The organism is Streptomyces sp. NPDC097640, from assembly GCF_040302705.1.
GTDB lineage: Bacteria > Actinomycetota > Actinomycetes > Streptomycetales > Streptomycetaceae > Streptomyces.
Genome location: NZ_JBEOSB010000010.1, coordinates 237,293 through 262,959, shown reverse-complemented (window position 1 = coordinate 262,959; position 25,667 = coordinate 237,293). Strand labels below are relative to the sequence as shown.

Here is a 25,667-nt window from a genome sequence, read left to right as displayed (position 1 = left end):
TTCGCCGCGCGGCAGCCCCGGGAAGCATGGAAGACGGATAGCGACAGCGAACTGCGAACGAGCACAGAGCACAGAGCGACAGGCACAGAACTGCACAGCGACAGGACCGGGGCACGGACAGGGACTGGGGGATGGGGAGGATGCACCGGATAACGGTGGCCCGTACGGCGCTCGCCACGGCTGTGGTGGCGGCGCTGGTCACGGGGTGCAAGGAGCAGGAGCGGGCCGACACCGGGCACGCGCTCGCGAAACCGGGGGTGCGTACGAGCAGCAGTGCGCCCGCCCACGCGGCACCGGCGAAGCCGCGGCCGCACAAGACCTGGAAGAAGCCGTCGCCCAAGGCGCCGCGCACCCACCGGGCCGAGCCGCCCCGGCGGACCGCCCCGCCACCGCCGCCGGCGGTGATCGCCTTCGGCACGAGCGGCGAGCAGGTGCGCGAGTTACAGGCGCGGCTGCGCGGGCTCGGCCTCTTCGACCGCAACCCGACCGGCTACTTCGGCACCGTCACGCGCTCCTCGGTGCAGGCGTACCAGCGCGCCCACGGCCTGACGGCCACCGGCTCGCTCGACCTGCGCACCTGGAACTCCGTGCGCGGCGCCACCAAGCGGCCCACCCGCGACGAGCTGTATCCGCCGACCACCAACCCGCTCACCAAGCCCGACCCGCGCTGTATGACCGGGCGGGTGCTGTGCATCAGCAAGACGAGCCGCACGCTCGCCTGGATGGTCAACGGCAAGGTGGTCTCGGCGATGGATGTGCGGTTCGGCTCGCAGTACACGCCGACGCGGGAGGGGCTGTTCCAGGTCGACTTCAAGAGCCGGGACCACGTCTCGACGATCTACGACACCCCGATGCCGTACGCGATGTTCTTCAGCGGCGGCCAGGCGGTGCACTACTCGGCGGACTTCGCGGCCCGTGGCTACAGCGGCGCCTCGCACGGCTGCGTCAACGTGCGGGACAAGGCCAAGATCGCCAGGCTTTTCGACCAGGTCCGGACGGGTGACAAGGTCGTGGTCTACAAGTAGGCCGGTCGAGGAGAAGGGCGCGGGCAGGGCCGGGGGAACGTGCCCTGCCCGCGCCATATGCGCGGAGCCGTCGGTACGGGGGGAACCTCGGCTCCTGCGCTCGGCCGATGACCAGTCGGCCCGTTTCTTACAGCGTCACTGCCGAAAAAAACGTCACACCCGATTCCGGAACCTCACTGGGCGGGGGTGGAGGCGTCGTCCGCCGCGCCGTCGGTGGCATCACCGGACGTCCCGGTCTCGCCGTCAGGGGTCCCGGTCGGGCCGTCGGTGGACGGCGTCGCGTCGGGGGTCACCGGGTCGGACGAGGGCGGAGGCGGCGGCGGGGGTGCCGGGGGCGGCGGGGCGCCGTCAGTGCCCGTGCCCCCGTCCCCTTTTCCCGGGTCTGCTCCGTTGTTGTCGCCGCCGGAGTCGCCGGAGCCGCCCGAACCGCCGGAGTCGCCGCCCTGGCCGTTGTCGCCGCTGCCGCCGCCCTGGCCGTTGTCGTCCCCGCCGCCATTGCCGTTGTCGTGGCCGCTGCGCGGGACGCCCTCGTCGTCGCCGCCGTGCTCGATGACCTCGGCGCAGTAGCCGTCGATCGCGGTCACGCCGCCCGCGGCCCTCTCCAGCTTGCGCAGGTCCTTGTCGTCGACGGCCGCGCCGCCGTCCGCCGCCGCCACGTACTGGCGGCAGACGGTGAGCGACCAGCCGCCTCCCTCGGCGCCGTTCGAGCCCGGCCCCGAGGCGTCGTCGTGCTTGCCCTGGTCGTCGTGGACGTCCTCGTCGGCCTCGTCGCCGTCCGCGCCCTGCCCGTGGCCGGGTGAGGTGTGCGAGCCTCCGGAGCCGTACGAGCCGCCGTCACTGGCATCGTTGTCGGCGGATCCGTCCTCTCCGGAGGGCGTCCGGCCGCCCGGGGAGAAGTTCGGCTCGGCCGACTCCCCGTCGGCGGTGTCGCTGGCGGACATGCTCACCTTGGGACCCGGCGAGCCGTCATGCGTGCCGAACGGCAGTACGCCCGAGGCCGTCGCGACCGCGAATCCGCTGAGCGCACAGCCGGCCAGCGCGGCGACCAGTCCCGCATGCAGCGGCCGGCGCAGCCGCGCCGATCCGCCCGACGCGCCCGGTCCGGCCGGGGGTCTCGTCAACCGGAACGGCCCGCGGGACGCCGAGCCGCCGTCGGCGCCGAACCGTACCCGCACCGCGCGGGCGGCCCGGCCGATCTGCCCGGCCTGTCCGGCCCGTCCGGTCTCCGCGGCCCGCTCGGCCAGCGCCGCGCGGAACGCGGCCACCGCGGCCTCCTCGCCCGGAAGGGGCTTCTGGCCGTCGGCTGTGCCGTCCGCCGGGACCGGGCCGGACGGCTCGGCCATGGCGCCGAGCACGGCGGCCAGAGCCTCCGCCTCCCGCCGCGCCTGGCGCGACCGGCTCGGCTCACTCGACTCGCTCAGCCCGCTCGCGTCACCTGGATCGCGCGGATCACCTGAATCGCCCGGATCGAGAGCGCTGGATCGCACCCAGGCAGGCTCGCCACGAAGCAACCGCTCCGCGGCATCGTCATCCAGCCAGCTGTAGCGGTGGTCGTCGGCCATCACATGTCCTTCTGCGTCGGGGCGCCGGAATCCGTCACACCAGCGGACCTCGCGGTCCCTCTGCGTGACTCCCGCTGAAGCGGGACCCCGTCCAGTACCCCGTGCTCGGACCCTTTCCCGGCCTCGAGAAGGTCGGCCAGGCGCCGCAGTCCCCGGTGGGCCGCGGTGCGCACCGCGCCGGGGCGCTTGCCGAGCACCGCGGCCGCGCTCTTGGCGTCGAGCCCGAGGACCACCCGCAACACCACCGCCTCGGCCTGGTCCTGCGGCAGCTGGGCCACGAGCCCGAGCGCGCGGCCGGTGCCGAGCGCCTCCAGCGCCTGGTCCGCCGTGTCCACGTCGGACGCCCGGCCCTCCAGCTCGGTCTCGTCGCCTCCGATCGCCGGGCGCCGCCCGCGCATCCGGATGTGGTCGAGCGCCCGGTTGCGGGCTATGCGCGCGGCCCAGCCGCGGAAGCGGTCGGCGTCGCCGCTGAACCTGACCAGGTCCCGGGCTATCTGGAGCCATGCCTCGGAGGTGATGTCCTCCGCGTCGCCGTCGCCGACCAGCGTTCGCACATACCCCAGGAGGCGAGGGTGGACCGCTCGGTACACGGTCCGGAAGGCGGTCTCGTCTCCGTCCTGCGCCGCGCGCACCGCGACGGTCAGTTCCGCGTCGTCCCCCTGCACGCCCTCTACCTGCCCCACTCGGAGAATCGGAGGTCCAGCGATGCCGTAGTTGAGGCTAGCCGTGGCCATGGGGCGGATACGGCTGGTTCACCGGACCGGGCGGGCCGTAGGGCGGAGTTCCGTACGGAGGGACGGCCGCCCCGTACGGGGCCACCCCGCCGATCTGGGGCGGAAGGGACGCGCGCTGCTCCTGCATCGCGGTGATCTGGCGGACGAGCAGCAGCCCGAGGATGGCCGCCGCGATGGTGACGAGATACGCGAACATGATCAGGGCGAGCGCCGACGTCATGTCGTCGATGTGCCGGTTCAGCGAGAAGAAGCCGGCCTTGCGCGCCTCCCGGTTGGCCGAGCCGAACTGCGCCAGACCCGCGAGGAACATCACCCCTCCGACGATCCATGTCACCCACCACCCGTTGAGCAGGCCGCGCCGTACGTTGTGCGGCCCCTGCGGGGAGCTGGCTCGCCAGATGTCATTGGCGATCTGCTTGGGGAACCACAGGTTGACGACCGGGGTGAACCAGGACCCGGCGGCCCAGCCGCTGCCGAAGCGGTGCTGGCCGGGGGCGTAGACCTCGGCGTTCAGCCGCAGCCGGCGGAACCAGATCGGCCAGACGACGGTGACCGCGATCATGACCGCCGTGGAGAGGTAGAAGGAGACCGCCGCGAAGTCGTCGGCGTCATTGGCCTCCTCGACGGTCACGCTCCGCCCGTCGACGAGATCCGAGTACACGCCGTACTGGCTCGCCCGTCCGGCGAACGCCAGAATCAGCGCGGCGATGGTCACGCCGAACAGCACCACCAGCGCGGTCGACAGCCCGCGCCGCAGATCCACCCCGCCGGCCGGCATCCCCATGCCCGGGGCGGACGGATAGGAGAGGGGCGGGGCGGCCGGCAGGGGCCCCTGCCCCGGCGGAACATGCGGCATAGGCTGCTGGGGCTGCTGCTGCGGGGGCAGCGGCGGCTGTTGCTGGAGCTGCTGCTGGTAGGTCCCGCATGCGGCGCAGCGCCCGTCGGGGCCGACGGCCACGGCACGGCAGTTCCCACACGGATACATGTTTGGAGTCCCCCTGGGCACATGGCCCCGTCTCAGGCCACGCAAGGAATAAACAACACACCGCGCCCACCGGCGCGGACCTGCACGTTACGGGGATTCGACCGGTCACGTCCAGAGCCGGACCGGGCACCGGACACGGCCCGGGGCCCCCGGTCCCGCCCGCGGTCCCGCCCGCGGAGGGGCTCGGTCGCGTCCTCGGGAGGTGTGACGGAATCGAGGCGTGCGACGCTGTAGGGAATACGGGTCCTTGGCGGGCCCGTACCGGACGGCGGTCGGGGCCTCTCCTGTGGGGGGTGGCGGCCCCGACCGTCCCTCCGACTTCTCGGACCTCTCTCCGACTCATCCGGTCGTCCCGTCAGGGGCCCGCGGAAGCTCAGCTCGTCAGCCGGGCGCTGAGAGCGGTGAAGTTCTTCCAGCTCAAGGGCGGCTTCCCGGGAGTCCACAGCTTCTGGGCCAGTGCCGCGAGCGGCAGCCTGATGCCGTCGGCCACCTGTTTCGGCGTCTGCGCGTTCGCGATGTCGCACCACACCGCGAAGCGCGCGCCCTGTATTCGGGAGGGGCCGGTCAGCGCCGGGTCCTTGACGGGCGTGGTGCCGCGCAGGACCGCCGGGGTCCACTCCTCGTATATACGTCGGCCGGTCGGGTAGCGGAAGTTGTTCGGCTGGCCCAGCACGTAGTAGAGGTATTCGTCGTTGAGGTTGACCACCGTGCGCCCCTCGCGCAGATACTCCTCCGGCTTTCGCGCCCCGCTCTCCCGGCCCGTCCAGTACTCGACCTGGATGTCGCGGGCGGGGGTGACCACGCCGCCGGCGAAGAAGCCGTCGTTCCATGCCTTGGGCACCTTGCCCAGCTCGCGCGCGACCGCCGCGCGGGCGTTGAGCCAGGCGGTGGCCAGGTCCTGGATGCGCCCCTTCGGCCCGTAGGCCAGCCGGGCGGCGGTGGCCAGGGCCGGATAGGTGGCCTCGGGGTTCCGTGACATCAGCGCGCCGTACTCGTCGCCGCCCAGGTGCCAGTACCGGCCGGGGAAGAGCGGCGCGAACTCGCGCATCAGATCGTCCACGATGCGCGCGGCGGCCGGGTTCGTGATGTCCACGGCGCCGCGGAACGCGGCCCCGGTCGCGGTGCGCAGCTGGAGCGCGGGGTGTGCGCGGATGACCGCGCCGAGGTGGCCGGGCGAGTCGATCTCGGGGATGACGGTGATGTGCAGGCTCTGGGCGAGGCGCACGATGTTGCGCAGCTCCTGTTTGGTGAGGTGCTGGGGCGCCACGATCTCCGGGTGCGAGCTGCTCTGGATCCGGAAGGCCTGATCGTCGGAGAAGTGCAGGCCGAGCTGGTTGAGCTTGAGGTCGGCCATCTCACGCAGCCGGGCCTCGATCCAGGAGGGCGGGAAGTACTTGCGGGCGATGTCGAGGTTGAGGCCGCGCTGTGAGCGGTCGGGCCAGTCGCGGATCACGCCCTGCGGCAGCCGGCCCCCGGAGCGCAGCGCCTGTTTGACGGTCCGGGTGCCGTAGAAGACGCCGGTGTCGGTGGAGCCGGTGATCAGGGCCCGGCCGTCGCGGACGGTGAGGACGTACGCCTCGGCGCCGCCGCTCTGCTTGGGGCGCAGCGCGAGCTGGAGGTCGCCGCGCCGGACGGGGCCCGAGCTGACGGGTATGCCCAGCTCGCGGGCTATCAGCCCGGCCTCGTCGGCGAGCGGGCCGCGGGTGTCGGCGACGACGCGGCTGCGTGCGCCGGGCCGCCAGCCGGGGCCGGCCTGGGGGGTGAAGCTCCGGACGGACGGGATGGTGCGGGGCGCGGCGGGGAGGGTCGTCGGGCTGGCCGGGGGCCGCGGCGTGGCGGTGGTGGGGCGGGGGCTGGGGGTGGCCCTGGGGCGGCCGGTGGCCGTGGCGGTGGGGCTCGGGCTGTGGGTGGTGGTGGCCGGGTGCCCGCTCCTGCCGCCCTCGTGCCCGCAGCCGGTGACCAGGGTGAAGGCCGCGGCCAGGGCCGTGACGGCGCCCAGTCCCTTGCGCCCCAGTCGTCCACCGCATGCCATGAAACCGCCCCTTCCGGGTGAATTTCGCACAGCCGCCGGACAGTGACTGACACATATCGTTACCTTGAACTGCCGATCGCACCACTTCAAACCCTCGCGCCCCTTACATCCCCAGCACCACCTTCATCCCCCACATCACCTTCATCACCATTCACACCCTTGTACCGCCCGCGCCGCCGGGCCCGCCACGCGTGTCCAAGGAGCCCATGCTGTCCAGGCCCAGCGACTCCCCGCGCACCCCGTCCGCGCCCCGCTTCCTTCGCTCTCCCCGTTCTTCCCGCTCCGCCCGGCCGCCCGGCCAGCGCGCCTCCGCCGCGCAGGGACCGCCCGCCGCGACCGGCGATGCCGCTCAGCTCGGCCGTCTCAACGCCGCCCCGGCCGGCGTCGCCGAGGGCGCGCTGCTCGCCTGCTGCGGCAGCCGCCGCTGGGCGCGGCTGATCGCGGCCCACCGCCCGTATCCGGATCTCGGCGCGCTGCTCGCCGCCGGCGACGAGGCCAGCTACGACCTCTCCCCCGCCGACCTCGACGAGGCCCTCGCCGACGAGGCGGTGGTCGGGCAGCTGCCGGCGGCGGACGGGCCGGGGGCGCTGGCCGCGCACACCGCGCTGCGGGCCGCCCACGCCGAGTACGAGCGCCGCTTCGGCCATGTCTTCGTGATCTGCCTGGACGGGCTGCACCCCGACGAGATGCGGAACCGGGTGCTGGCCGAAATACATGCCCGACTGGACAACGAGCGGGACGCCGAGCGGGCCAAAGCGGCCGAGGAACTGCGGCGGATCGCGCGCGGCAGGCTCGTACGGCTGATTTCGGGCCCTCTACAGCTGTCCGGAATCCCACGGTTCCGCCCCGCCTGATATAGGCCGTACGTGCCTGATCGATCACACTGACGCCCCCCGGGCGAGCGAACCGACAACACGTCGCTACGATGGCCAGGGCCGGTGGACCATACCCGGCCGGGCCCGACCGACAGAAGCCGGCAGGCCCCAATCCCCGTTTCCGGAGGGTTTTCCGTGCCGGCTGGAACGCTGTATCGCGGCCGGGAAGGCATGTGGTCCTGGGTGGCTCATCGAGTCACCGGCGTCCTCATCTTCTTCTTCCTGTTCGTCCACGTGCTGGACACCTCGCTCGTTCGCGTGTCGCCCGAGGCCTACGACGACGTCGTGGCCACATACAAGAATCCGATCGTGAACGTGATGGAGTACGGCCTGGTGGCCGCCATCCTGTTCCACGCTCTCAACGGTCTGCGCGTCATCGCCGTGGACTTCTGGTCGAAGGGCCCGAAGTACCAGAAGCAGATGCTGTGGAGTGTTGTCGGCGTCTGGGTCGTGCTGATGGCCGGTGCCTTCTACCCGGTTCTGGAGCACACCCTGCGCCAGCTGTTCGGGAAGGGCTGACGCGAGATGTCCGCCGAGACCACCACCGCGACCGACAGCGTCCACCAGTACGACGTGGACCACCCCGCGCCGCTCATCGAGCCGCCGCGCGCCCGTACCCGCAAGACGCCGAAGGCGACGCGCACCAACTTCGAGATGTACGGCTGGCTGTTCATGCGGCTGTCCGGCATCGTGCTGGTCGTGCTCGTCCTGGGCCACCTGCTGATCCAGCTGGTCCTCGACGGCGGTGTTTCCAAGATCGGCTTCGCCTTCGTGGCCGGCCGCTGGGCCTCGCCGTTCTGGCAGGCATGGGACCTGATCATGCTGTGGCTCGCCACGCTGCACGGCGCGAACGGCTTGCGCACGGTCATCAACGACTACGCGGAGCGGGACAACACCCGCCTGTGGCTGAAGGGGCTGCTCTACACGGCGGCAGGATTCACCATTGTGCTCGGCACTCTGGTGATCTTCACCTTCGACCCGAACATCCGCTAGGCCCCGGGGCTGAGGTATCCACTCATGAAGATCCACAAGTACGACACCGTCATCATCGGCGCCGGCGGCGCCGGGATGCGCGCGGCCATCGAGTCGACGAAGCGCAGCCGCACCGCGGTGCTGACCAAGCTCTACCCGACCCGCTCCCACACCGGCGCCGCCCAGGGCGGCATGGCCGCCGCCCTCGCGAACGTCGAGGAGGACAACTGGGAGTGGCACACCTTCGACACGATCAAGGGCGGCGACTACCTGGTCGACCAGGACGCCGCAGAGATCCTGGCGAAGGAGGCCATCGACTCGGTCCTCGACCTGGAGAAGATGGGCCTGCCGTTCAACCGGACCCCGAACGGCACCATCGACCAGCGCCGCTTCGGCGGCCACAGCCGTAACCACGGCGAGGCCCCGGTCCGCCGGTCCTGCTATGCCTCGGACCGCACCGGCCACATGATCCTCCAGACGCTGTACCAGAACTGCGTCAAGGAGGGCGTGGAGTTCTTCAACGAGTTCTACGTCCTGGACCTGCTGCTCACCGAGGTCGACGGCGTCCAGCGCACCGCGGGTGTGGTGGCGTACGAGCTGGCCACCGGCGAGCTCCACGTCTTCCAGGCGAAGGCCGTCGTCTTCGCCTCGGGCGGCTGCGGCAAGTTCTTCAAGGTGACCTCCAACGCCCACACCCTCACCGGTGACGGCCAGGCGGTCGCCTACCGGCGCGGGCTGCCGCTGGAGGACATGGAGTTCTTCCAGTTCCACCCGACCGGCATCTGGCGCATGGGCATCCTGCTCACCGAGGGCGCCCGCGGTGAGGGCGGCATCCTGCGCAACAAGGACGGCGAGCGCTTCATGGAGAAGTACGCGCCCGTCATGAAGGACCTCGCCTCCCGCGACGTCGTCTCCCGCTCCATCTACACCGAGATCCGGGAAGGCCGCGGCTGCGGTCCCGAGGGCGACCACGTCTACCTGGACCTCACCCACCTGCCGCCGGAGCAGCTGGACGCCAAGCTGCCCGACATCACCGAGTTCGCCCGGACGTACCTGGGCATCGAGCCCTACACGGACCCGATCCCGATCCAGCCCACCGCGCACTACACGATGGGCGGCATCCCGACCAACGTCCAGGGCGAGGTGCTGTCCGACAACGACACCGTCGTGCCGGGCCTGTACGCGGCGGGCGAGGTCGCCTGTGTCTCCGTGCACGGCGCCAACCGCCTGGGCACCAACTCGCTGCTCGACATCAACGTCTTCGGCCGCCGGGCCGGCATCGCCGCCGCCGAGTACGCCGCCGAGAACGACTTCGTCGAGCTCCCCGACGACCCGTCCCGGCTCGTCCAGGACCAGGTCGAGGGGTTGCGGAACGCCACCGGCAGCGAGCGGGTCGCCGAGGTCCGCAAGGCGCTCCAGGAGACCATGGACAAGAACGTCATGGTCTTCCGCACCGAGCAGACGCTGAAGGAGGCCGTCGAGGAGATCGGCCACCTGCGCTCGCGCTTCAAGAACATCAGCGTCCAGGACAAGGGCAGGCGGTTCAACACCGACCTGCTGGAGGCCATCGAGCTGGGCAACCTGCTCGACCTGGCCGAGGTCATGGCCGTCTCCGCCCTGGCCCGCAAGGAGTCGCGCGGCGGCCACTACCGCGAGGACTACCCGAACCGCGACGACGTCAACTTCATGCGCCACACCATGGCGTACCGCGAGGTCGGCGCCGACGGTTCCGATTCCATCCGCCTCGACTACAAGCCGGTCGTGCAGACCCGCTACCAGCCGATGGAGCGTAAGTACTGATGAGCACCCCCACGCTTGACAAGCCCTCCGAGGCTCCGGAGGCGGCCGAGGCCGACGCTTCGCACCTGATCACGGTCACCTTCCGGATCCGCCGCTTCAACCCGGAGGTCGCCGCGGATGCGTTCTGGGAGGACTTCCAGATCGACATCGATCCGAAGGAGCGCGTCCTCGACGGGCTTCACAAGATCAAGTGGGATCTGGACGGCACCCTGACGTTTCGCCGCTCCTGCGCCCACGGCATCTGCGGCTCCGACGCCATGCGGATCAACGGCCGCAACCGGCTGGCCTGCAAGACGCTGATCAAGGACATCAACCCTGAGAAGCCCATCACGGTCGAGGCCATCAAGGGCCTCACGGTCCTCAAGGACCTGATCGTGGACATGGAGCCGTTCTTCCAGGCGTACCGCGATGTGATGCCCTTCCTGATCACGACGGGCAATGAGCCGACGCGTGAGCGCCTCCAGTCCGCCGAGGACCGCGAGCGCTTCGACGACACCACCAAGTGCATCCTGTGCGCCGCGTGCACCTCCTCGTGCCCGGTGTTCTGGAACGACGGCCAGTACTTCGGCCCGGCGGCGATCGTCAACGCGCACCGCTTCATCTTCGACTCGCGCGACGAGGGCGGTGAGCAGCGTCTGGAGATCCTGAACGACAAGGACGGCGTCTGGCGTTGCCGCACCACCTTCAACTGCACGGAGGCCTGCCCGCGTGGCATCGAGGTCACCAAGGCGATCCAGGAGGTGAAGCGCGCGCTCATCACGCGGCGCTTCTGATCCCTGGTCGTGGATCCGCTCAGGGCCCCGTCCCCCGGTACGTGAGTTCCGGGAGACGGGGCCCTCGGGCGTCCGGGCCCGGTTCATGCCTCCTGGTTCAGGCCTCCCGGGCACAGAGGGCGAGTTCACGGGACTTGACGATCACCATGTACGTCCCGAAGTCATCGCCGCAGGCGCCGGCGTAGACCTTGTCCTCGCCTTCGAGCACCTTGAAGATCCGCGCCTTCAGCCAGTCGCGGCCGGTGAAGGGGATCTGCCACCCGCACGGCGTCCGGGCGCCGACCCGCGCCTCGACGATCTCCTCGCCCCACGAGTCGGTGTGCAGCGGGAAACACTGCCCCACCCGGTACAGGCGCTCCATGCACAGCGCCGGCCGGTCCGCTTCGGCCGGCTTCCACTCGATCTGCCAGGTCTGCGAACAGTCCATCCCCTCGCGCTGTTCCGCGCGGTCGACCACCTTGTAGTAGGCGTCGTCGGCCGCGCAGTCGACCCGCCCCGGGACCTTGTCGGCCGGGTACCACGCGCTGCCGTCATGAAAGACGTCGGTGCACTCGCCGGTCAGTAGCGCGGGCTCGGCGGCCGTGTCCGCCGTACTCGTGGGACTCGCCGAGTTCGGCGACGCCGATGTGCTCCCGCTCGCTCGCGCCTTCGGCTTGTCCCCGTTGCCGGAGTTGTCGAAGTTGTTGAACATCAGCGCCGCCAGTATGGCGGCAAGGACCACGGCGATCGCGGCGACCGCAGCCACGATCTTCCGCCGGCCCAGCCCGCTCGCCCGCCGTGGCGGACCGGTCAGGACGGTGTGGTGCCGGGTCGGCGGGGGCGGGGGCACCGGCGCGGTCCGTGCGTCCTGGAGGACGGCGGCCTCGGCCGGCCACGCCGTTTCGCCGCGCTCCACCAGGCCCCAGGAGCCGTCCAGCGTGCCGCTCTGCGGGCCGGGCTCCTGGGCGGGCTCCTGGGCAGAGGCCGAACCGCGCTCCCGGAAGGCGTCGATGGCCCGCAACCAGCTCGGCGGCAGCCAGGCCGTATCGCCCGAGGCCGTGGCCGGCGCGTCGAGTTCGGCGGCCAGGACCTCGAGCAGTTCCCGCGGCGACGGCCGATCGGCCGGGTCGGCCGCCAGACAGCCGCGCACGGGGCCGTCGAGTTCGGCGGGCAGTCCGGTCAGGTCGAGCCGCCCTTGGGCGACCCGGCCCAGCAGTTGCAGAACCTCGCCGGTCTCGGCGTACGGGGGACGGCCGACCGCGAGACAGAACATCGTCGCCCCGAGGGAGAAGACATCGGACGCCGGGCTGCTCGCCTCGCCCCGGGCCTGTTCGGGCGAGGTGAAGGCGATCGTCCCCAGGGTGGCCGTGGTCCGGGTCACGTCGACGGCGTGCGAGATGCCGAAGTCGATCACGCGCGGGCCGCCCTCGGGCAGCAGCACGTTGGAGGGCTTGACGTCCCGGTGCACGAGCCCCGCCGCATGCACGTTCACCAACGCCTCGGCGATCCCGGCGCCCACCCACCACACCGCGGGGACGGGCAGCGGACCGCAGGTCTCCACCAGATGGGCCAGGGAAGGTGCCGCGATGTACTCGGTGGCCATCCACGGCACATCGGCGTCGGGGTCGGCGTCCATCACATTGGCGGTGTAGATGCCCGAGACCCGTCCGGCGAGCCTCACCTCGCGCGCGAACCGCTGCCGGGCGGCGTCGCTGATCGGCCCCTCTTCGCGGATCGTCTTGAGCGCGACCAGCCGGCCTCCGGGCGAACGGGCCAGATACACCCGCCCCATGCCCCCGCCGGCGAGCACCGACAGGATGCGATACGGCCCGACCCGGCCTCCCGGTGCGAGCCCTTCTCCGCCCCCGCCGTAGCCCGTCATCGCAACCCCCCTGTGCGCGGCGCCGCTTGGCCGGCGGATCGGCCGACGCCGACCACCGTCACTTTACGGCCGCCCCAGGCCCCGGGCCCCGTACCGACGGCTATACATGCGGTGTATACGTCGTGTGTATAGTGCTCCGCATGACTGACGCGTACCTGCTGCCGATCAAGACGGCCGCGGCCCTGTTCCCCCTCATCGCGCTGGCCCTGTTCCTGCCGACGGCCGTCGTGCTGTACCGCAGGCACGGCGTCATGTCGCGGGGGCGGACCCTGTCGCTGTACGGCTTCCTGTACTACGCGCTGAGCGCGTTCTGCATGACGGTCGTCCCGCTGCCGGTGCGGTCCGCGGACATGTGCACCAGATACGCCCTGGTCGCCGACCCGCAACTGATCCCGGGCAACACCTTCGGCGACATCTGGAAGGAGGCGCACGGCAAGGTCGGCCTCAACACGCTGGTCCTCCAGAACCCCGCCGTCGCCGGAACCCTCTTAAACCTGCTGCTGCTCCTGCCGCTCGGGGTCTTCCTCCGCTATCACTTCCGGCGCGGGCTCCGGGCCACCGCGGCCCTCGGCTTCGGAGCCTCGCTGTTCTTCGAGCTGACGCAGTGGACGGGGGTGTGGGGCCTCTACGCGTGCCCGTACCGGCTGTTCGACGTGGACGACCTGATCGTCAACACCTCGGGCGCGATGCTCGGCTGGGTCCTGGCCGGGCCCGTGGCGCGGCGGCTGCCCACGCTGGAGACGCTGGACGGGCGGGCGCTGGCGCGCCACCCGGTGCCGTTCGGGCGGCGGCTGACGGCGCTGGTGGTCGACCTGGTCGGATATGCGGTGGCGACGCTTCTCGCCGTCGTGGTCAGCCACGGAGCCGGAGCGGCGGACCTCGTTGGGTGGGTGCCCGCCGCGACCTTCGCCGGGTGGTTCGTCGTCCTGCCGTACCTGACCGGGGCGACGCCCGGCAAGCGGCTGTTGCTGCTGCGGATGGTGCCCTCCGACGGCGGCGCGCTGCCCCTCTGGCGGCCGGCCGTACGGGCGCTGGTGCTCGGCGTGTTCACGCTGCCGTTGCTGGCGGGGCTGTCGTTCGCGACGGCGGTACTGCTCTTCGAGCCCTCGCTGCCCGACCTCATCGACACCGCCCGGCGGGCGAACGGCGAGGACGCGGTGTACCTCATGGCGTCCTCGCCGGAGCAGGCACTCGTCGCGCTGCTCGGCGTCGCGATGCTGATGGCGTACGGGCTGCGGACGCTGCGGCACCCCGAGGGTCTCGGCCCGCACGAGACCGTCTCGGGGCTCCGCAACGAGGCCCTGCCGCACGCCCGCGCCCGGCGCCCCCGCAACGCGGTGGCCGCGCCCGCCGCCGTCATCCCTGTGGCTGTGACCCGTACCGCCGTTGAGGCACCCGCCCCGCGGCAGAAGGCACTCACCAGCGTCTGAGCCCGGCGCCCACGGGCCTCAGCGGTCGCCCACCAACTCCCGCTCACCCTCGGCGGGTTCCGGGGAGACCCCCGGGTACGGGCGGTCCGGCGGGTCCACCGCCAGATGCGGCAGCCGCTTGTCGATCGCCCGCGGCAGCCACCAGTTGGCCCGGCCGATCAGGTGCATCAGGGCCGGTACGAGCACCATGCGCAGGATGAACGCGTCCAGCGCCACCGAGCCACCGAGCCCGAGCCCGGCCATGACGCCGCCCCGGTCGCCGCTGAGGATGAAGGAGAAGAAAACGCAGATCATGATGAGCGCCGCGCAGTTGATGACCCGGCTGGTGTCGGCGAGCCCGGCCCGTACCGCCCGCGCGTTGTCCTTCGTGTGCACCCACTCCTCGTGCATCCGGCTGACCAGGAAGACCTGGTAGTCCATGGACAGGCCGAACAGCAGCGGCAGCATGATCACCGGCAGGAAGGAGATGATCGGCCCCTCCTTGCCCAGGCCCAGCAGATCCATGCCCCAGCCCCACTGGAAGACCGCCACCAGCACCCCGAAGGAGGCGGCCGCCGCGATCAGGTTCATCACCGCGGCCGTCAGCGGCACCACCACGCTGCGGAACGCCACGAGCAGCAGCAGCGCGCCCAGCCCGACGATCAGCGCGATGAACGGCGGCAGCCGTTCGCCGATGACCGACGCGAAGTCCTTCTGGATGGCCGTGGCACCGCCGATGTCGACCTCGAGCGCGGTGCCCCGCTCGGCCGCGGGCACGGTCTCGTCGCGCAGCTTGTCGATCAGCCGGTCGGTCTCCTCCGACTGCGGCGAGGTGGCCGGCACCACCTGCACCACCGCGGTGTGCTCGGCCGTCTCGGGCCCGGCAGGCAGCCGTACCGCCCGCACCACGCCCTCGGTGTCGCCCACCTCGCGCACCAGGCGGTCGAGCGCCCGCTGTTCGCCCGCCCCGCCGGACACGTCCGCGACCATCAGCAGCGGGCCGTTGAAACCGGGCCCGAACCCCTCGGCCAGCAGGTCGTACGCCTTGCGGGTCGTCTGTGACTCGGGCTGGTTGCCCTGGTCGTTGGTGCCCAGGCGCAGCGAAAGCGTGGGGAGGGCGAGCACCGCCATCACGGCGATCGCGGCCGCGGCCAGCGCCTTCGGGTGCCGCTCCACGTACGAGGCCCAGCGCACCGCACGCCCGCCGGGCTTCTCCCCGTCCCGCGGTCCCTCCTCGGCCAGCGCCCGCCGCTCCTTGCGGCTGAGCACCCGGTGTCCGAGGAAGCCGAACATGGCGGGCAGCAGGGTGACCGCGGCGAGGACGCTGAGCAGGGTGGTGAGCGTCGCGGCGATCGCGACGCCGTTGAGGAAGTCCAGTCCCAGCGAGAACATCGCCAGCAGTGCGACGCAGACCGTGCCGCCCGCGAACAGCACCGCGCGGCCGGAGGTGTCCAGCGCCCGCGCCGTGGACTCGCCCGGCTCCAGGCCCGCGCGCAGGCCCTTGCGGTGCCGGGTGACGATGAACAGCGCGTAGTCGATGCCGACGCCGAGCCCGATCAGGCTGCCCATCAGCGGCGCCACATCGGGCAGATCGACGACATGGCTGAGCAGGATCAGCGCGGTCAGGCCGGTGCCCACCGCGAAGACGGCGTTGAGCAGCGGCAGCAGCATCGCGAACAGCGACCCGAAGGCGAGGAAGAGCACCACCGCCGCCGCGACGATGCCCACCGCCTCCGACAGACCGGCCGGCGGCTCCTGCGTCTGCTCGATGGCCTGGCCGCCGAGCTCCACCCGCAGCCCGTCGGTGCGCGCCTCCTCGGCCCGGTCGACGACTTTTCGGATGTTCTCCTTCCGCAGCTCGGGCGCCTGCTTGGTGAAGGTCACCTCGGCGTAGGCGATCCGCCCGTCCCTGCTGATCTGCCGCGCGCCCTCGGGCTCGTACGGGCTCACCACCGCGCCCACCTCGGGCAGCTTCGCGATGTCGGCGAGCGCCGCGGACATCCGCTCCCGTACGGCCGGGTCCTTGACCGACTTGCTCTGGCCCGCCACCTCCCACACCACGCTGTCGGTGTCCCCCGCGCGCTGCGGGAACGCCTTCTCCATCCGCTCCATGGCCCGCGAGGACTCGGTCCCCGGGAAGCTGAAGACGTTCGAGTACGCGCTGCCCACGACCCCGCTCGCGACGGCCGTGCCGAACAGCGCCCCCACCCACAGCAGGAGAACCACCAGCCGGTGTCTGAGGCACCACCGTGCCCATGCCGCCATGCGTTCCGCTCCTTGTCGTTCCTTGACGTCGTTCGTTCCATGACGTCCTCGGGGAAGTACGCACCCAGACTCGGCGGCCAGTGGGAGGGGGAAGTCGGGCCGGCCCCGGACTCACAAGAAGCTCCCAGGCTTCCCCATGGGATCGCGCAATTCCGCGGCCGATACTGGGGAGATGAGTGCCGCAGACCCCAACGGCAGCCCCGGAGGCCCCGGCAGCGCGACCGTCCTGATCGTCGAGGACGAGCCGAGCATCGCGGACGTGCTCGCCATCACCCTGCGCTTCCACGGCTTCTCGGTGGTGTGCGCGGGCAGCGCGCGGGCCGCCGTCGAACTCGCCCGCGAGGCGCGCCCGGACGCCGTCCTGCTCGACATCGCTCTGCCCGACGGCGACGGGCGCCATGTGTGCCGGGTGCTGCGCGCCGAGCGCGCCGACCTTGCGGTCGTCTTCCTCACCGCGCGCGACGCCCCGGCCGACATCGTGCGCGGACTCGCCCTCGGCGGCGACGACTACGTCACCAAGCCGTTCAACGTCGACGAGGTGGTGGCCAGGATCCGGGCCGTGCTGCGCCGCACCCGCCCGCCGGGCCCGGACGCCCCGCCGCCGCCCCGGCCCCCGGTGCTGCGCCATGGCGACCTGGAGCTCGACGAGGCCACGTACACGGTGCGGCGCGGCGGGCGCAGCGCGGATCTGACCCCGACCGAGTTCGCGCTGCTGCGCCACCTGGTGCGGCACGCGGACCGGATCGTGCCCAAGGAGCAGCTGCTGCGGGACGTGTGGCGGTACGAGCACGTCGTCGAGTCCACCGTCGTCGAGACGTACATCAGCTATCTGCGGCGCAAACTCGACCCGCTGGGGCCGCCGTTGATCCGCACCCGGCGGGGCGTCGGCTACGGCCTGCGGCCCGCGGAGCCGGCGTGAGGTGCTGGAGCGTGAAGTGCTGGTGCTGGGGGTGCGGGAGGTGTCGGCACAAGGAGCGGCATCAGCGCGCGACGCTGCGGGCCAAGCTGACGCTCAGCATCATCGCCATGCTGACGCTCGGCATCGCCGCCGCGCTGTGGGTCAGCACCATGGGCATCCGGCACTACATGGTCGCCAACATCGACAGCGATCTCCGCGCCTCCCGCAACGGGCTCCAGCGGACCGGGCTGACCAGCGACCAGGTGGCGGCCCTCGCCGCGATCGCCGACCTGAGCGGCAAGTTCGCCGCCGAGAACCACTCCAGCCGCACCCTGTTCACCGTCGTCGGGCGCGACGGCGAAGCCGCGCCGTTCGGCGGCGTGCCCCTGAGCCCCGCCCAGCGCGCCCTCGCCGACGCCGTCCCCGACGCCGCCGCGCTGGCGCTGAGCGGCGAGCCCGTCGACGCCACCGCGCACGGCACCAGCTACCGGGTGACCGCGCTGCGCCTGGGCGGCTCCGACGGCCGGCTGCTCCTGCTGGCCAACTCCACCACGGCCGTCACCCAGACGATGCACAAGGTCGTACGGATGGTCCTGACCGTCGGTGTTGTGCTGGTCGCCTGCCTGGGCGCGGCCACCTTCATCGGCGCGCGGCGGCGGCTGCGGCCCCTGGAGGACATGGTCGAGACCGCCTCCGCCATCGCCGAGGGCTGCCCCCAGGGGCTCGACCTCTCGCGCCGGGTCGCCTCCCGCGGCCGCGCGCACAGCGGCGGCGAGGTCGAGCAGCTGCGCACCGCCCTCAACGCCATGCTCCAGCAGCTGGAGACCGCCTTCCACACGCGCGAGCACGCCGCCGGACAGCTGCGCCGGTTCGTCGAGGACGCCTCGCACGAGCTGCGGACGCCGCTCGCCGCGATCCGCGGCTACCTCCAGCTGGAGGAGAAGGGCATGTTCAAGGACGAGGCGGAACGGGCGCGCGCGATGGGCCGGATGAACGCCGAGGCGGAGCGGATGGCCCGGCTCGTCGACGAACTCCTCGCCCTGGCCCGCCTCGACCAGCGGCCGCGGCTGCGCCCCGCGCCCGTGGACCTGGCGTGCGTGGCCCGCGGCGCCGCCGCCGACCTCAGCGCCCAGCAGCCCGGCCGCCCGGTGGAGCTGGGCCTGCCCGCGGACTGCCTGGTCCTCGCCGACGAGCCGACCCTCCACCAGATCGTCAGCAATCTGCTGGCCAACGTGCGCATCCACACGCCCGCCGACGCGCGGGTGCGGGTGACGGTGGCCGAGGAGGACGGCCACGGGGTGCTGCGCGTCGCCGACGAGGGGCCCGGCATGCGCCCGCAGGACGCGGAGCGCGTCTTCGACCGCTTCTTCCGTACGGGCGGGGCGGAAGGCAGCGGCCTCGGCATGGCGGTCGTACGGGCGGCGGTCGACGCGCACGGCGGCACGGTCCGGGTGACCACGGCCCCGGGGGCGGGGCTGACGGTCGCGGTGGCCCTGCCGTCGGCGCGTCCTGCCGCAGCCGCTGGTCCAGGGCCCGTCACGTTCGCCGGCCCAGGGCCCGTCACGTCCGCTCAGGCGCGGGTCGAGGCCAGCTCCACGACGGTGACGTCCGGCGGCGCTCCGACCCGCACCGGCGGGCCCCAGGCGCCCGCGCCGCGCGTGACGTAGAGCTGGGTGTCGCCGTAGCGCTCGAGCCCGGCGGCGGTCGGGTTCGCGAGCTCGGCGACATAGTTGCCGGGCCACATCTGCCCGCCGTGGGTGTGCCCGGACAGCTGGAGATCCACACCGTGGTCCACCGCGTCGTGGATCACCACCGGCTGGTGGGCGAGCAGCACACAGGCGCGCGCCGGGTCGCGGTCGCCGAGCGCCGCCTTGAAGTCGGGGCCCTCGCCCTCGTCCTCGCCCGCGACGTCGTTCACCCCGGCCAGGTCGAAGCCGCCCAGCTCGGTGCGCTGGTTCTCCAGCGGCCGCAGCCCGAGCTCGCGTACGTGGTCGACCCACTGCGCGGCGCCGGAGAAGTACTCGTGGTTGCCGGTGACGAAGTACGACCCGTGGCGGGCGCGCAGCTCGCGCAGCGGCTCGGCGGCGGGGCCGAGGTCCGCGACGCTGCCGTCGACGAGGTCGCCGACGACGGCGATCATGTCGGGGTTGGTGCGGTTGATCGTCTCCACGATCCGCCGGGTGTGGGCGCGGCCCAGGATCGGCCCGAGGTGGATGTCGCTGACCACGGCGATCCGGAAGCCGTGCGCCTGGCGCGGCAGCTTGGCCAGGGGCACGGTGACCCGCTTCAGACGGGGCCCGCGCAGCACCGAGTACGTGCCGTAGCCCACGGTGCCCGCGGCCACGGTCGCCGCCCCGACGGCCACGGTGCGCGCGACGAACAGCCGGCGGGAGGGGGGTGGGGTCGCGACGGCCCCGGTCTCGGCCTCCGTCACCGTCTCCGTCTCCGTCACCGTCTCCGTCACGGTGTCCGTGTCGGCCTCGGTCCCGGCGCGCACCGCCACCGGCGACCGCTCCGCGGGCAGGGCGGTGGACGGTGCGGTGGGCACGGCGGCCGGCGGCTCGGCCGACTGGGCGAGCCGGGCCGCGTCGCGCCGCTCCAGCCACCGGCGCAGCAGCGGCCGTACGGCCTCGCCCACCAGCAGGGCGAGCATCAGATAGAGCACCAGCGCCAGCCACAGATACCCCGGCCAGGCCAGGGCCTGCTGGAGGGCGAAGGGCGCTCCGGCCCGCCCGGAGACCAGCGCGCCCACGCTGATCAGCGGCAGGACCACCGCGGCCACCGTTCCGACGCGCCGGGCGAGCCCGCCCCGCGCGGTGGTGTCACCGACGAGCCGCCGCCACAGATACCAGTGGACGCCGGACAGCAGCCCGACGACGGCGAACGCCACAAGGGCGAAGAGCACGGCCAAGACGGAGGTCCCTCCCCATTCGCGCCACCAAGGCGCCCGTTACGCCACCACTGCTTCCAGTGCTCTTACTGCTCCTGAGCGGCGTCCTCGCGGCGCAGCGCGCGCAGACCACGGAACCCGATCACGCCAATCCCCGTCCCCAAGAGAAACGAGGTGATCGCGAGCAGCAGATGCACCCAAAAGTACGCGGTGGGATCCCCGGCGTCGTCGAAAGCCAGCCCGCTGCTGTCCTTCCACAAGTTTTTGACAAAGGTGAACCAGATGGCCCAGCTCCAGACCCCGAAGGCGAGCAGGAACCAGGAAATGGGGCGGCTGAGCTTCATGCTGTCCAGTATGAGCACGCCTACCGGGCGAACCTCGCGCGGGTCGGCCACTCGTGAGGCCGTGGCAATGTCGCCCGGGGGTTCGACGGCCGGTACGTTCACAGGCGTGCCGACCACCTCCTGCGCCCCGAAGCGGGGCACCGCCGCACCGCTCGCCATCGCCTCCGCCACCTCCGCGCTCCTGCTCTCCGCCCTGCTGTCCGCCGCCCCGGCCCACGCCGCCGCGGCCGCCGACGGCTCCGACGACAAGGACAACGCCAAGCCGCCCGCCACGATGTCCACCGTGGGCGGCGAGCGGCTCGGCCGTCCGGGCACCCAGGTCTCGCTGAAGGCGGGCGCGCCCGCGCTGCCCAAGGGGCTGAGCGGACGCTCGTGGCTGGTGGCCGACGCGGAGTCGGGCGATGTGCTCGCCGCGCACAACGCCCACTGGAAGCTGCCGCCCGCCTCCACGCTGAAGATGCTCTTCGCGGATACGGTGCTGCCCAAGCTGCCCAAGGACCGCGAGCACAAGGTGGATCCGTCGGACCTGGCCGGCATGGGCGAGGGCAGCAGCCTGGTCGGGGTCAAGGAGAACCTGACCTACACCGTGCACGACCTGTGGCTCGGCGTCTTCCTGCGCTCGGGCAACGACGCCGTGCACGTACTGTCCGCGATGAACGGGGGCAAGACGAAGACGGTGGAGGAGATGCAGGCACACGCCAAGCAGTTGAACGCGCTCGACACGCATGTCGTCACCCCCGACGGATACGACGAGAAGGGCCAGGTCAGCAGCGCGTACGACCTGACCCTGTTCGCCCGTTCAGGGCTCCAGAAGGCGGACTTCCGGGAGTACAGCGCGACGGCGACGGCGCAGTTCCCCGGGGAGTACAAGAAGGACAAAAAGAAGGGCGGCAAGAAGCGGGAGAGCTTCGGGATCCAGAACACCAACCGCCTGCTGACCGGCTTCGGCATCCCGCAGTACAAGGGCATCGCCGGGGTGAAGAACGGCTATACGACGAACGCGGGCTCCACCTTCACCGGCGTGGCGCAGCGCGGCGACCGGGTGCTGCTGGTGACCGTCATGAACCCGCAGAAGCAGGCACCCAGCGAGGTGTACAAGGAGACCGCGACCCTCTTCGACTGGGGCTTCAAGGCGGCGGACTCGGTCGAGCCGGTGGGCGCGCTGGTCCGGCCGGGCCCGAAGGGCCTCAACAGCGGGTCCCCGTCGGACGAGGCGGGGAAGAAGGCCGGCGAGCGCGCGCAGGCGGCGGTCTCCGCGGGCGACGGCGGTTCGAACGGGAAGTGGGCGGCGCTCGGGGTGACGGGCGGCTCGCTCGTGCTGCTGGCGGGCGTCGCGTTCGCGGTGCACCGCCGGTGGCCGCTGCCGGAGCTGGTGCGGCGCCGCTCGCGCGGCTGAAACGCTCGGGCGGCTGAAACGCTCGGCTCGGTCAGGCGGTCAGGAGCGCTCGGGCTGCGGGGCCGCCGGCCCGGGCGTCTCCGGCTGGGGCGCCTCGGGCTCGGGCGTCTTTGGCTCGGGCGTCTCCGGCTCGGGGGCCGGTTTGGTGGCGGTCCAGGCGGCGCAGTAGAGCGTCAGTTTGGCGGTGAAGTTGATCCACAGGAGGAGGGCGATGGGCACCCCGAAGGCCCCGTACATGCTCTTCGCCGCGACTTTCTGGAGGTAGCTGCTCAGCAACAGCTTGAGCAGTTCAAAGCCGACCGCGCCGATCAGCGCCGCGACGACGACGCGGCGGCGCGGCGGCCGCACGCCGGGCAGCCAGGTCAGGACGTAGCACAGCAGCACGAAGTCGGCGACGACGGCGGCCGCGAAGGCCGCCACCCGCAGCAGAAAGCCGCCGGGCCCGTTCTCGGGGATGCCCAGGTGGCGCGCGGTCCAGCCGACGGCGGTGACGGCGAAGCCGGAGACGGCGAAGGAGACCAGCGCGACGCCGCCGAGGCCGACGAGCACGACGGCGTCCTTGAGCTTGCGCTTCACCGCGCTGCCGGGGTCCTCCTCCAGCTCCCACACCGCGCGCAGGCACTCGCGCAGCGAGCCCACCCAGCCGATGCCGGTGAACAGCAGCAGCACGCCGGCGACGATGCCGATGGTGGCGGCGTTCTCGATGAGGCCGCTGAGGTCGAGCTGGCCGGAGATGCCGGGGACCTGCTGGGCGAGCTTCTTCTCCAGGTCCCGCATCTGCTGCGCGCTGAGCGTGGCGGCGCCGATCGCCGCGCCGACGGCGATCAGGGGGAAGATGGCGAGGAAGCTGATGAAGGTGATGGCGGCGGCCAGCCGGCTCCAGTGGACGCGCTCCAGCGTCTCGTACGAGCGCCAGGCGTGGGTGCGCATCAGCCGGACCATCAGGGGGCCGATCAGTGGCAGCCGGGTCAACCAGTCCATGATCAGCGAGTACCCTCCGGTCGGCTTTCAGTCCCGGTGGCCAGGGTCTCGCTCCCGATGGGTGGTCGGCCCGGATCGACTAGTCCGACACTCGGCTAATCACTCTTTTTGGCGAGGCTGTGGAAACACCCGCCCAAGCGCCCCCGCCCCGCCTGTACGTTCGGTCCCGACGAGACCGCCCCGTGCGGGCGCGACCGGAGAACGGGAAGGTGTCCGATGTAAGGCTTGGCCCCTGGAGCCCCGGGGTCTGGGGCAGAGCCCCAGTTTCGGGAAGGGGCGGGTAGGGGACAACGCCGATGCGCTGCTCCACCGCGTAGCCCCTGGATACCGCCTAGAGGGAGGGCGCTGGTGGACGGGAGAGGTTGACCTGACGGGGGACGACGGGGCCGGTGCCCGACGGGCCGGGGCCGCCACCGAAGGGGTACTCGCGCTCCAGGCGCCAGATCCCGTCCGCGCCCTGCTCGTAGAGCGCGAAGCCGCCGATCGTCCAGGCCGCCGCGAAGTCGTTGAGCGCCGCGTAGGCCCGGTCCATGGCCTCGTCGTCGATGCCGTGGGCGATCGTGACGTGGGGGTGATAGGGAAAATGCAGCTCGCGGGCGCACGGCCCGGACGCCTCCCGCACCCGCGCCTGGAGCGCGGTGCACTCCTCGACGCCCTCGACGATCTTGACGTAGACGACCGGGGACAGCGGGCGGAAGGTGTCGGTGCCCTCCAGCCGCATCGTGAACGGGCGGCCCTCGGCCGCGACGGTCGCCAGATGGTCCTCGACGCCGGGCAGCGCCGAGGCGTCGACCTCGGTGGGGGGCAGCAGCGTGACGTGGGTGGGGATGCCATGCGCAGCAGGGTCGCCGAAGCCCGCGCGCCGCTCCTGGAGATAGCTGCCGTACGGCTCCGGGACCGCGATCGAAACCCCGAGCGTTACGGTCCCCACTACGTTCTCCCTCCTGGCCCTCCCGGGCGTTGTGGGCGTCAGCCGCCGCACCGGTGTCAGTGTGGCGGCAGTGCCGCCTTCGCGGCTAGGTTCCTCGGTCCTTCGGCGCACAGGCCCATGGCCCTCCGTGAGGGGGCCCCGGGGCCGGCGCCCACTGCCTCTGTGCGCCTGCTCGGGCACGCGCGGGCGAGGTGGTCGCCGAAGTCGTCGTGTGTACTTCAGCCGGTGCTTCGATCAGTGCTTCGCGGGCAGGAAGCCCACCTTGTCGTACGTGCGGGCCAGCGTCTCGCCCGCGACGGCCCGGGCCTTCTCCGCGCCCTTGGCCAGGATCCCGTCCAACGTCGCGGGGTCCGCGAGGTATTCCTGGGTGCTCTCGCGGAAGGGCGTGACCCACTCGACCAGCACCTCGGCGAGCTCGGTCTTGAACGCGCCGTAGCCCTTGCCCTCGTACGTGCGCTCCAGCTCCGCGATGGAGGTGCCGGTGAGGGTGGAGTAGATGGTCAGCAGATTGCTGATGCCGGGCTTCTTCTCCTCGTCGAAGCGGACCTCGGTCTCGGTGTCCGTCACCGCGCTCTTGATCTTCTTCGCCGAGACCTTGGGCTCGTCCAGCAGGTTGATGATGCCCTTCGGCGTGGAGGCCGACTTGCTCATCTTGATCGCCGGGTCCTGAAGGTCGTAGATCTTCCCGGTCTCCTTGACGATGTAGGGAGCGGGGATGACGAAGGTGTCGCCGTAGCGCCCGTTGAACCGCTCGGCGATATCGCGGGTCAGCTCGACGTGCTGGCGCTGGTCCTCGCCGACCGGGACCTGGCTGGCCTGGTAGAGCAGGATGTCGGCGACCTGGAGCACCGGGTAGGTGAACAGGCCGACGGTGGCCCGCTCCATGCCCTGCTTGGCCGTCTTGTCCTTGAACTGGGTCATCCGGGAGGCCTCGCCGAAGCCCGTCAGGCAGTTCATCACCCAGGCGAGCTGCGCGTGCTCGGGCACATGGCTCTGGATGAAGAGCGTGCAGCGGTCCGGGTCGAGCCCGGAGGCGAGCAGCTGGGCGGCGGCCACCCGGGTGTTGGCGCGCAGCTCCGCCGGATCCTGCGGGACGGTGATCGCATGCAGGTCGACGACCATGTAGAACGCGTCGTGGGTGTCCTGAAGTACGAGGTACTGCCGGAGCGCACCGAGGTAGTTCCCGAGGTGGAACGAGCCTGCGGTGGGCTGGATACCGGAGAGGACACGGGGACGATCGAGGGCCATGGCACCCATTCTCTCAGGTGTGGAACCGGACTCGGTCCGCCGGTGTATGAAAGGTGTGAGGACTCGTGAGAGGGCGCGGGAGGGGGACCTCATCGCGCGAATGACGGCAGGGCCGGCGCCGGCCGAGGCAGGCGGCGACGCGGAGATCATCGCGCGGGTGCGGGCCGGGGACACCGAGGCGTATGCGGAGCTGATGCGGGCCCACACGCCGATAGCGCACCGCACCGCGGTGCTGCTCGGGGCGGGCGCCGATGCGGAGGATGTGGTGCAGGACGCCTTTGTGAAGGCATATCTCGCCCTGGGCGGATTCCGGGAGGGCGCGGCGTTCCGGCCGTGGCTGCTGCGGATCGTGGCCAACGAAACGAGAAACACGCTCCGCTCGGCTCGGCGGCTGCACACGGCGGTGGGCCGGGAGGCGGCCCTGGGCGGGGCCGAGCCGGCCATACCGGAGTCGGCGGACCCGGCGGTGGCGGCGCTGGCCGGCGAGCGGCGGTCCAGGCTGCTTGCCGCGCTGGACGAGCTCAGCGAGGAGCAGCGGCGGGTGGTCACCTACCGCTATCTGCTGGATCTGGACGAGGCGGAGACCGCGCAGGCGCTCGGCTGGCCGCGCGGCACGGTGAAGTCCCGGCTCAGCCGTGCGCTGAGGCGACTGGAGCTGCTGCTGGAGAAGGAGGAGGAAGGAAGGT

At 71.8% G+C, this 25,667-nt stretch carries 21 protein-coding genes and 1 pseudogene; 11 read left to right on the top strand and 11 right to left on the bottom strand.

All coding sequences use genetic code 11. The annotated features are described in order from the left end of the window. Nucleotides 1-140: 140 nt before the first annotated feature. Entirely contained in the window at nt 141-1,025 is an 885-nt protein-coding gene (locus ABTY62_RS18405; RefSeq protein WP_352130457.1) for a L,D-transpeptidase family protein, read from the top strand. A 173-nt stretch (nt 1,026-1,198) separates the two neighbouring features. On the opposite strand, the gene ABTY62_RS18400 is transcribed toward ABTY62_RS18405, so the two are convergent. From ABTY62_RS18400 to ABTY62_RS18385, 4 genes are all read right to left on the bottom strand, one after another. Next, nucleotides 1,199-2,587, bottom strand: coding sequence for a hypothetical protein (locus ABTY62_RS18400; protein ID WP_352130456.1), 1,389 nt, complete (start codon nt 2,585-2,587; stop codon nt 1,199-1,201). Beyond that, nucleotides 2,587-3,252, bottom strand: a complete 666-nt coding sequence (locus ABTY62_RS18395; RefSeq protein WP_352130533.1) for an RNA polymerase sigma factor — start codon at nt 3,250-3,252, stop codon at nt 2,587-2,589. The genes ABTY62_RS18400 and ABTY62_RS18395 overlap by 1 nt, the downstream gene beginning before the upstream one ends. A gap of 55 nt (nt 3,253-3,307) precedes the next feature. Then, nucleotides 3,308-4,279 (bottom strand): DUF4328 domain-containing protein, encoded by a 972-nt coding sequence (locus tag ABTY62_RS18390; RefSeq protein ID WP_352130455.1) that lies wholly within the window; start codon nt 4,277-4,279, stop codon nt 3,308-3,310. A gap of 400 nt (nt 4,280-4,679) precedes the next feature. Then, on the bottom strand, nt 4,680-6,338 hold the full coding sequence (locus tag ABTY62_RS18385; RefSeq protein ID WP_352130454.1) for a beta-N-acetylhexosaminidase: 1,659 nt from the start codon (nt 6,336-6,338) through the stop codon (nt 4,680-4,682). A 206-nt stretch (nt 6,339-6,544) separates the two neighbouring features. Here ABTY62_RS18385 and ABTY62_RS18380 point away from each other — a divergent pair, with 206 nt between their 5' ends. The 5 genes from ABTY62_RS18380 (at nt 6,545) to ABTY62_RS18360 (ending at nt 10,758) form a co-directional block, all read left to right on the top strand. Next, nucleotides 6,545-7,192, top strand: a complete 648-nt coding sequence (locus ABTY62_RS18380) for a 2-oxo-4-hydroxy-4-carboxy-5-ureidoimidazoline decarboxylase (RefSeq protein ID WP_352130453.1) — start codon at nt 6,545-6,547, stop codon at nt 7,190-7,192. Between the two features lie 156 nt (nt 7,193-7,348). Then, nucleotides 7,349-7,732 carry a succinate dehydrogenase, cytochrome b556 subunit gene (gene sdhC, locus ABTY62_RS18375; protein ID WP_311724626.1) on the top strand — a complete coding sequence of 128 codons (384 nt, stop codon included), beginning with the start codon at nt 7,349-7,351 and terminating at the stop codon, nt 7,730-7,732. 6 nt (nt 7,733-7,738) lie between these two features. Continuing rightward, nucleotides 7,739-8,206 carry a succinate dehydrogenase hydrophobic membrane anchor subunit gene (locus tag ABTY62_RS18370; RefSeq protein WP_352130452.1) on the top strand — a complete coding sequence of 156 codons (468 nt, stop codon included), beginning with the start codon at nt 7,739-7,741 and terminating at the stop codon, nt 8,204-8,206. Nucleotides 8,207-8,230: 24 nt separating this feature from the next. Beyond that, a complete protein-coding gene (gene sdhA, locus ABTY62_RS18365) occupies nt 8,231-9,985 on the top strand; it encodes a succinate dehydrogenase flavoprotein subunit (RefSeq protein WP_311724267.1) in 1,755 nt (584 codons plus the stop codon). Then, complete coding sequence (locus ABTY62_RS18360) at nt 9,985-10,758, top strand: succinate dehydrogenase iron-sulfur subunit (protein WP_352130451.1); 774 nt, start codon at nt 9,985-9,987, stop codon at nt 10,756-10,758. The genes sdhA and ABTY62_RS18360 overlap by 1 nt, the downstream gene beginning before the upstream one ends. A 97-nt stretch (nt 10,759-10,855) precedes the next feature. Here the strand turns inward: ABTY62_RS18360 and ABTY62_RS18355 are convergent, their stop codons facing one another. Then, nucleotides 10,856-12,619 carry a serine/threonine protein kinase gene (locus ABTY62_RS18355; protein WP_352130450.1) on the bottom strand — a complete coding sequence of 588 codons (1,764 nt, stop codon included), beginning with the start codon at nt 12,617-12,619 and terminating at the stop codon, nt 10,856-10,858. 140 nt (nt 12,620-12,759) lie between these two features. Here ABTY62_RS18355 and ABTY62_RS18350 point away from each other — a divergent pair, with 140 nt between their 5' ends. After that, nucleotides 12,760-14,049, top strand: coding sequence for a VanZ family protein (locus tag ABTY62_RS18350; protein WP_352130449.1), 1,290 nt, complete (start codon nt 12,760-12,762; stop codon nt 14,047-14,049). 18 nt (nt 14,050-14,067) lie between these two features. Here ABTY62_RS18350 and ABTY62_RS18345 read toward each other — a convergent pair whose 3' ends face one another. After that, nucleotides 14,068-16,293, bottom strand: coding sequence for an MMPL family transporter (locus ABTY62_RS18345; protein ID WP_352130448.1), 2,226 nt, complete (start codon nt 16,291-16,293; stop codon nt 14,068-14,070). Nucleotides 16,294-16,465: 172 nt separating this feature from the next. Here ABTY62_RS18345 and ABTY62_RS18340 point away from each other — a divergent pair, with 172 nt between their 5' ends. After that, on the top strand, nt 16,466-17,212 hold the full coding sequence (locus tag ABTY62_RS18340) for a response regulator transcription factor (RefSeq protein WP_352130447.1): 747 nt from the start codon (nt 16,466-16,468) through the stop codon (nt 17,210-17,212). Next, on the top strand, nt 17,209-18,858 hold the full coding sequence (locus ABTY62_RS18335; RefSeq protein ID WP_352130446.1) for a sensor histidine kinase: 1,650 nt from the start codon (nt 17,209-17,211) through the stop codon (nt 18,856-18,858). The genes ABTY62_RS18340 and ABTY62_RS18335 overlap by 4 nt, the downstream gene beginning before the upstream one ends. Here ABTY62_RS18335 and ABTY62_RS18330 read toward each other — a convergent pair. Both ABTY62_RS18330 and ABTY62_RS18325 read right to left on the bottom strand, forming a co-directional pair. Then, complete coding sequence (locus tag ABTY62_RS18330; RefSeq protein ID WP_352130445.1) at nt 18,762-20,102, bottom strand: metallophosphoesterase; 1,341 nt, start codon at nt 20,100-20,102, stop codon at nt 18,762-18,764. The two genes, ABTY62_RS18335 and ABTY62_RS18330, sit on opposite strands and share 97 nt — an antisense overlap. Nucleotides 20,103-20,167: 65 nt before the next feature. Then, nucleotides 20,168-20,425 carry an SCO4848 family membrane protein gene (locus ABTY62_RS18325; protein WP_352130444.1) on the bottom strand — a complete coding sequence of 86 codons (258 nt, stop codon included), beginning with the start codon at nt 20,423-20,425 and terminating at the stop codon, nt 20,168-20,170. Nucleotides 20,426-20,492: 67 nt separating this feature from the next. Between ABTY62_RS18325 and ABTY62_RS18320 the strand changes: the two genes are divergently transcribed. Next, complete coding sequence (locus tag ABTY62_RS18320; RefSeq protein ID WP_502997477.1) at nt 20,493-21,821, top strand: D-alanyl-D-alanine carboxypeptidase family protein; 1,329 nt, start codon at nt 20,493-20,495, stop codon at nt 21,819-21,821. Between the two features lie 39 nt (nt 21,822-21,860). Here ABTY62_RS18320 and ABTY62_RS18315 read toward each other — a convergent pair whose 3' ends face one another. From ABTY62_RS18315 to trpS, 3 genes are all read right to left on the bottom strand, one after another. Continuing rightward, the gene (locus ABTY62_RS18315) at nt 21,861-22,802 is read right to left on the bottom strand and encodes a YihY/virulence factor BrkB family protein (RefSeq protein ID WP_352130442.1); all 942 of its coding nucleotides are present in this window, start codon (nt 22,800-22,802) and stop codon (nt 21,861-21,863) included. 331 nt (nt 22,803-23,133) lie between these two features. Then, nucleotides 23,134-23,733, bottom strand: coding sequence for a 2'-5' RNA ligase family protein (locus ABTY62_RS18310; RefSeq protein ID WP_352130441.1), 600 nt, complete (start codon nt 23,731-23,733; stop codon nt 23,134-23,136). 234 nt (nt 23,734-23,967) lie between these two features. Next, on the bottom strand, nt 23,968-24,981 hold the full coding sequence (gene trpS / locus ABTY62_RS18305) for a tryptophan--tRNA ligase (RefSeq protein WP_352130440.1): 1,014 nt from the start codon (nt 24,979-24,981) through the stop codon (nt 23,968-23,970). A gap of 145 nt (nt 24,982-25,126) precedes the next feature. Here trpS and ABTY62_RS18300 point away from each other — a divergent pair. Next, nucleotides 25,127-25,645: pseudogene (locus ABTY62_RS18300) on the top strand (RNA polymerase sigma factor); the annotation flags it as partial. Between the last annotated feature and the right edge of the window lie 22 nt (nt 25,646-25,667).

Excerpts from the sequence above, each read along its gene's own strand:
- ABTY62_RS18360 (WP_352130451.1), top strand. The coding sequence starts at position 9,985 with ATGAGCACCCCCACGCTTGACAAGCCCTCCGAGGCTCCGGAGGCGGCC.
- ABTY62_RS18385 (WP_352130454.1), bottom strand. The coding sequence starts at position 6,338 with ATGGCATGCGGTGGACGACTGGGGCGCAAGGGACTGGGCGCCGTCACG.
- ABTY62_RS18340 (WP_352130447.1), top strand. The coding sequence starts at position 16,466 with ATGAGTGCCGCAGACCCCAACGGCAGCCCCGGAGGCCCCGGCAGCGCG.
- sdhA (WP_311724267.1), top strand. The coding sequence starts at position 8,231 with ATGAAGATCCACAAGTACGACACCGTCATCATCGGCGCCGGCGGCGCC.
- ABTY62_RS18405 (WP_352130457.1), top strand. The coding sequence starts at position 141 with ATGCACCGGATAACGGTGGCCCGTACGGCGCTCGCCACGGCTGTGGTG.
- ABTY62_RS18355 (WP_352130450.1), bottom strand. The coding sequence starts at position 12,619 with ATGACGGGCTACGGCGGGGGCGGAGAAGGGCTCGCACCGGGAGGCCGG.
- ABTY62_RS18315 (WP_352130442.1), bottom strand. The coding sequence starts at position 22,802 with ATGGACTGGTTGACCCGGCTGCCACTGATCGGCCCCCTGATGGTCCGG.
- ABTY62_RS18350 (WP_352130449.1), top strand. The coding sequence starts at position 12,760 with ATGACTGACGCGTACCTGCTGCCGATCAAGACGGCCGCGGCCCTGTTC.
- ABTY62_RS18325 (WP_352130444.1), bottom strand. The coding sequence starts at position 20,425 with ATGAAGCTCAGCCGCCCCATTTCCTGGTTCCTGCTCGCCTTCGGGGTC.
- ABTY62_RS18380 (WP_352130453.1), top strand. The coding sequence starts at position 6,545 with ATGCTGTCCAGGCCCAGCGACTCCCCGCGCACCCCGTCCGCGCCCCGC.
- ABTY62_RS18400 (WP_352130456.1), bottom strand. The coding sequence starts at position 2,587 with ATGGCCGACGACCACCGCTACAGCTGGCTGGATGACGATGCCGCGGAG.
- ABTY62_RS18320 (WP_502997477.1), top strand. The coding sequence starts at position 20,493 with ATGTCGCCCGGGGGTTCGACGGCCGGTACGTTCACAGGCGTGCCGACC.
- trpS (WP_352130440.1), bottom strand. The coding sequence starts at position 24,981 with ATGGCCCTCGATCGTCCCCGTGTCCTCTCCGGTATCCAGCCCACCGCA.
- ABTY62_RS18345 (WP_352130448.1), bottom strand. The coding sequence starts at position 16,293 with ATGGCGGCATGGGCACGGTGGTGCCTCAGACACCGGCTGGTGGTTCTC.
- ABTY62_RS18370 (WP_352130452.1), top strand. The coding sequence starts at position 7,739 with ATGTCCGCCGAGACCACCACCGCGACCGACAGCGTCCACCAGTACGAC.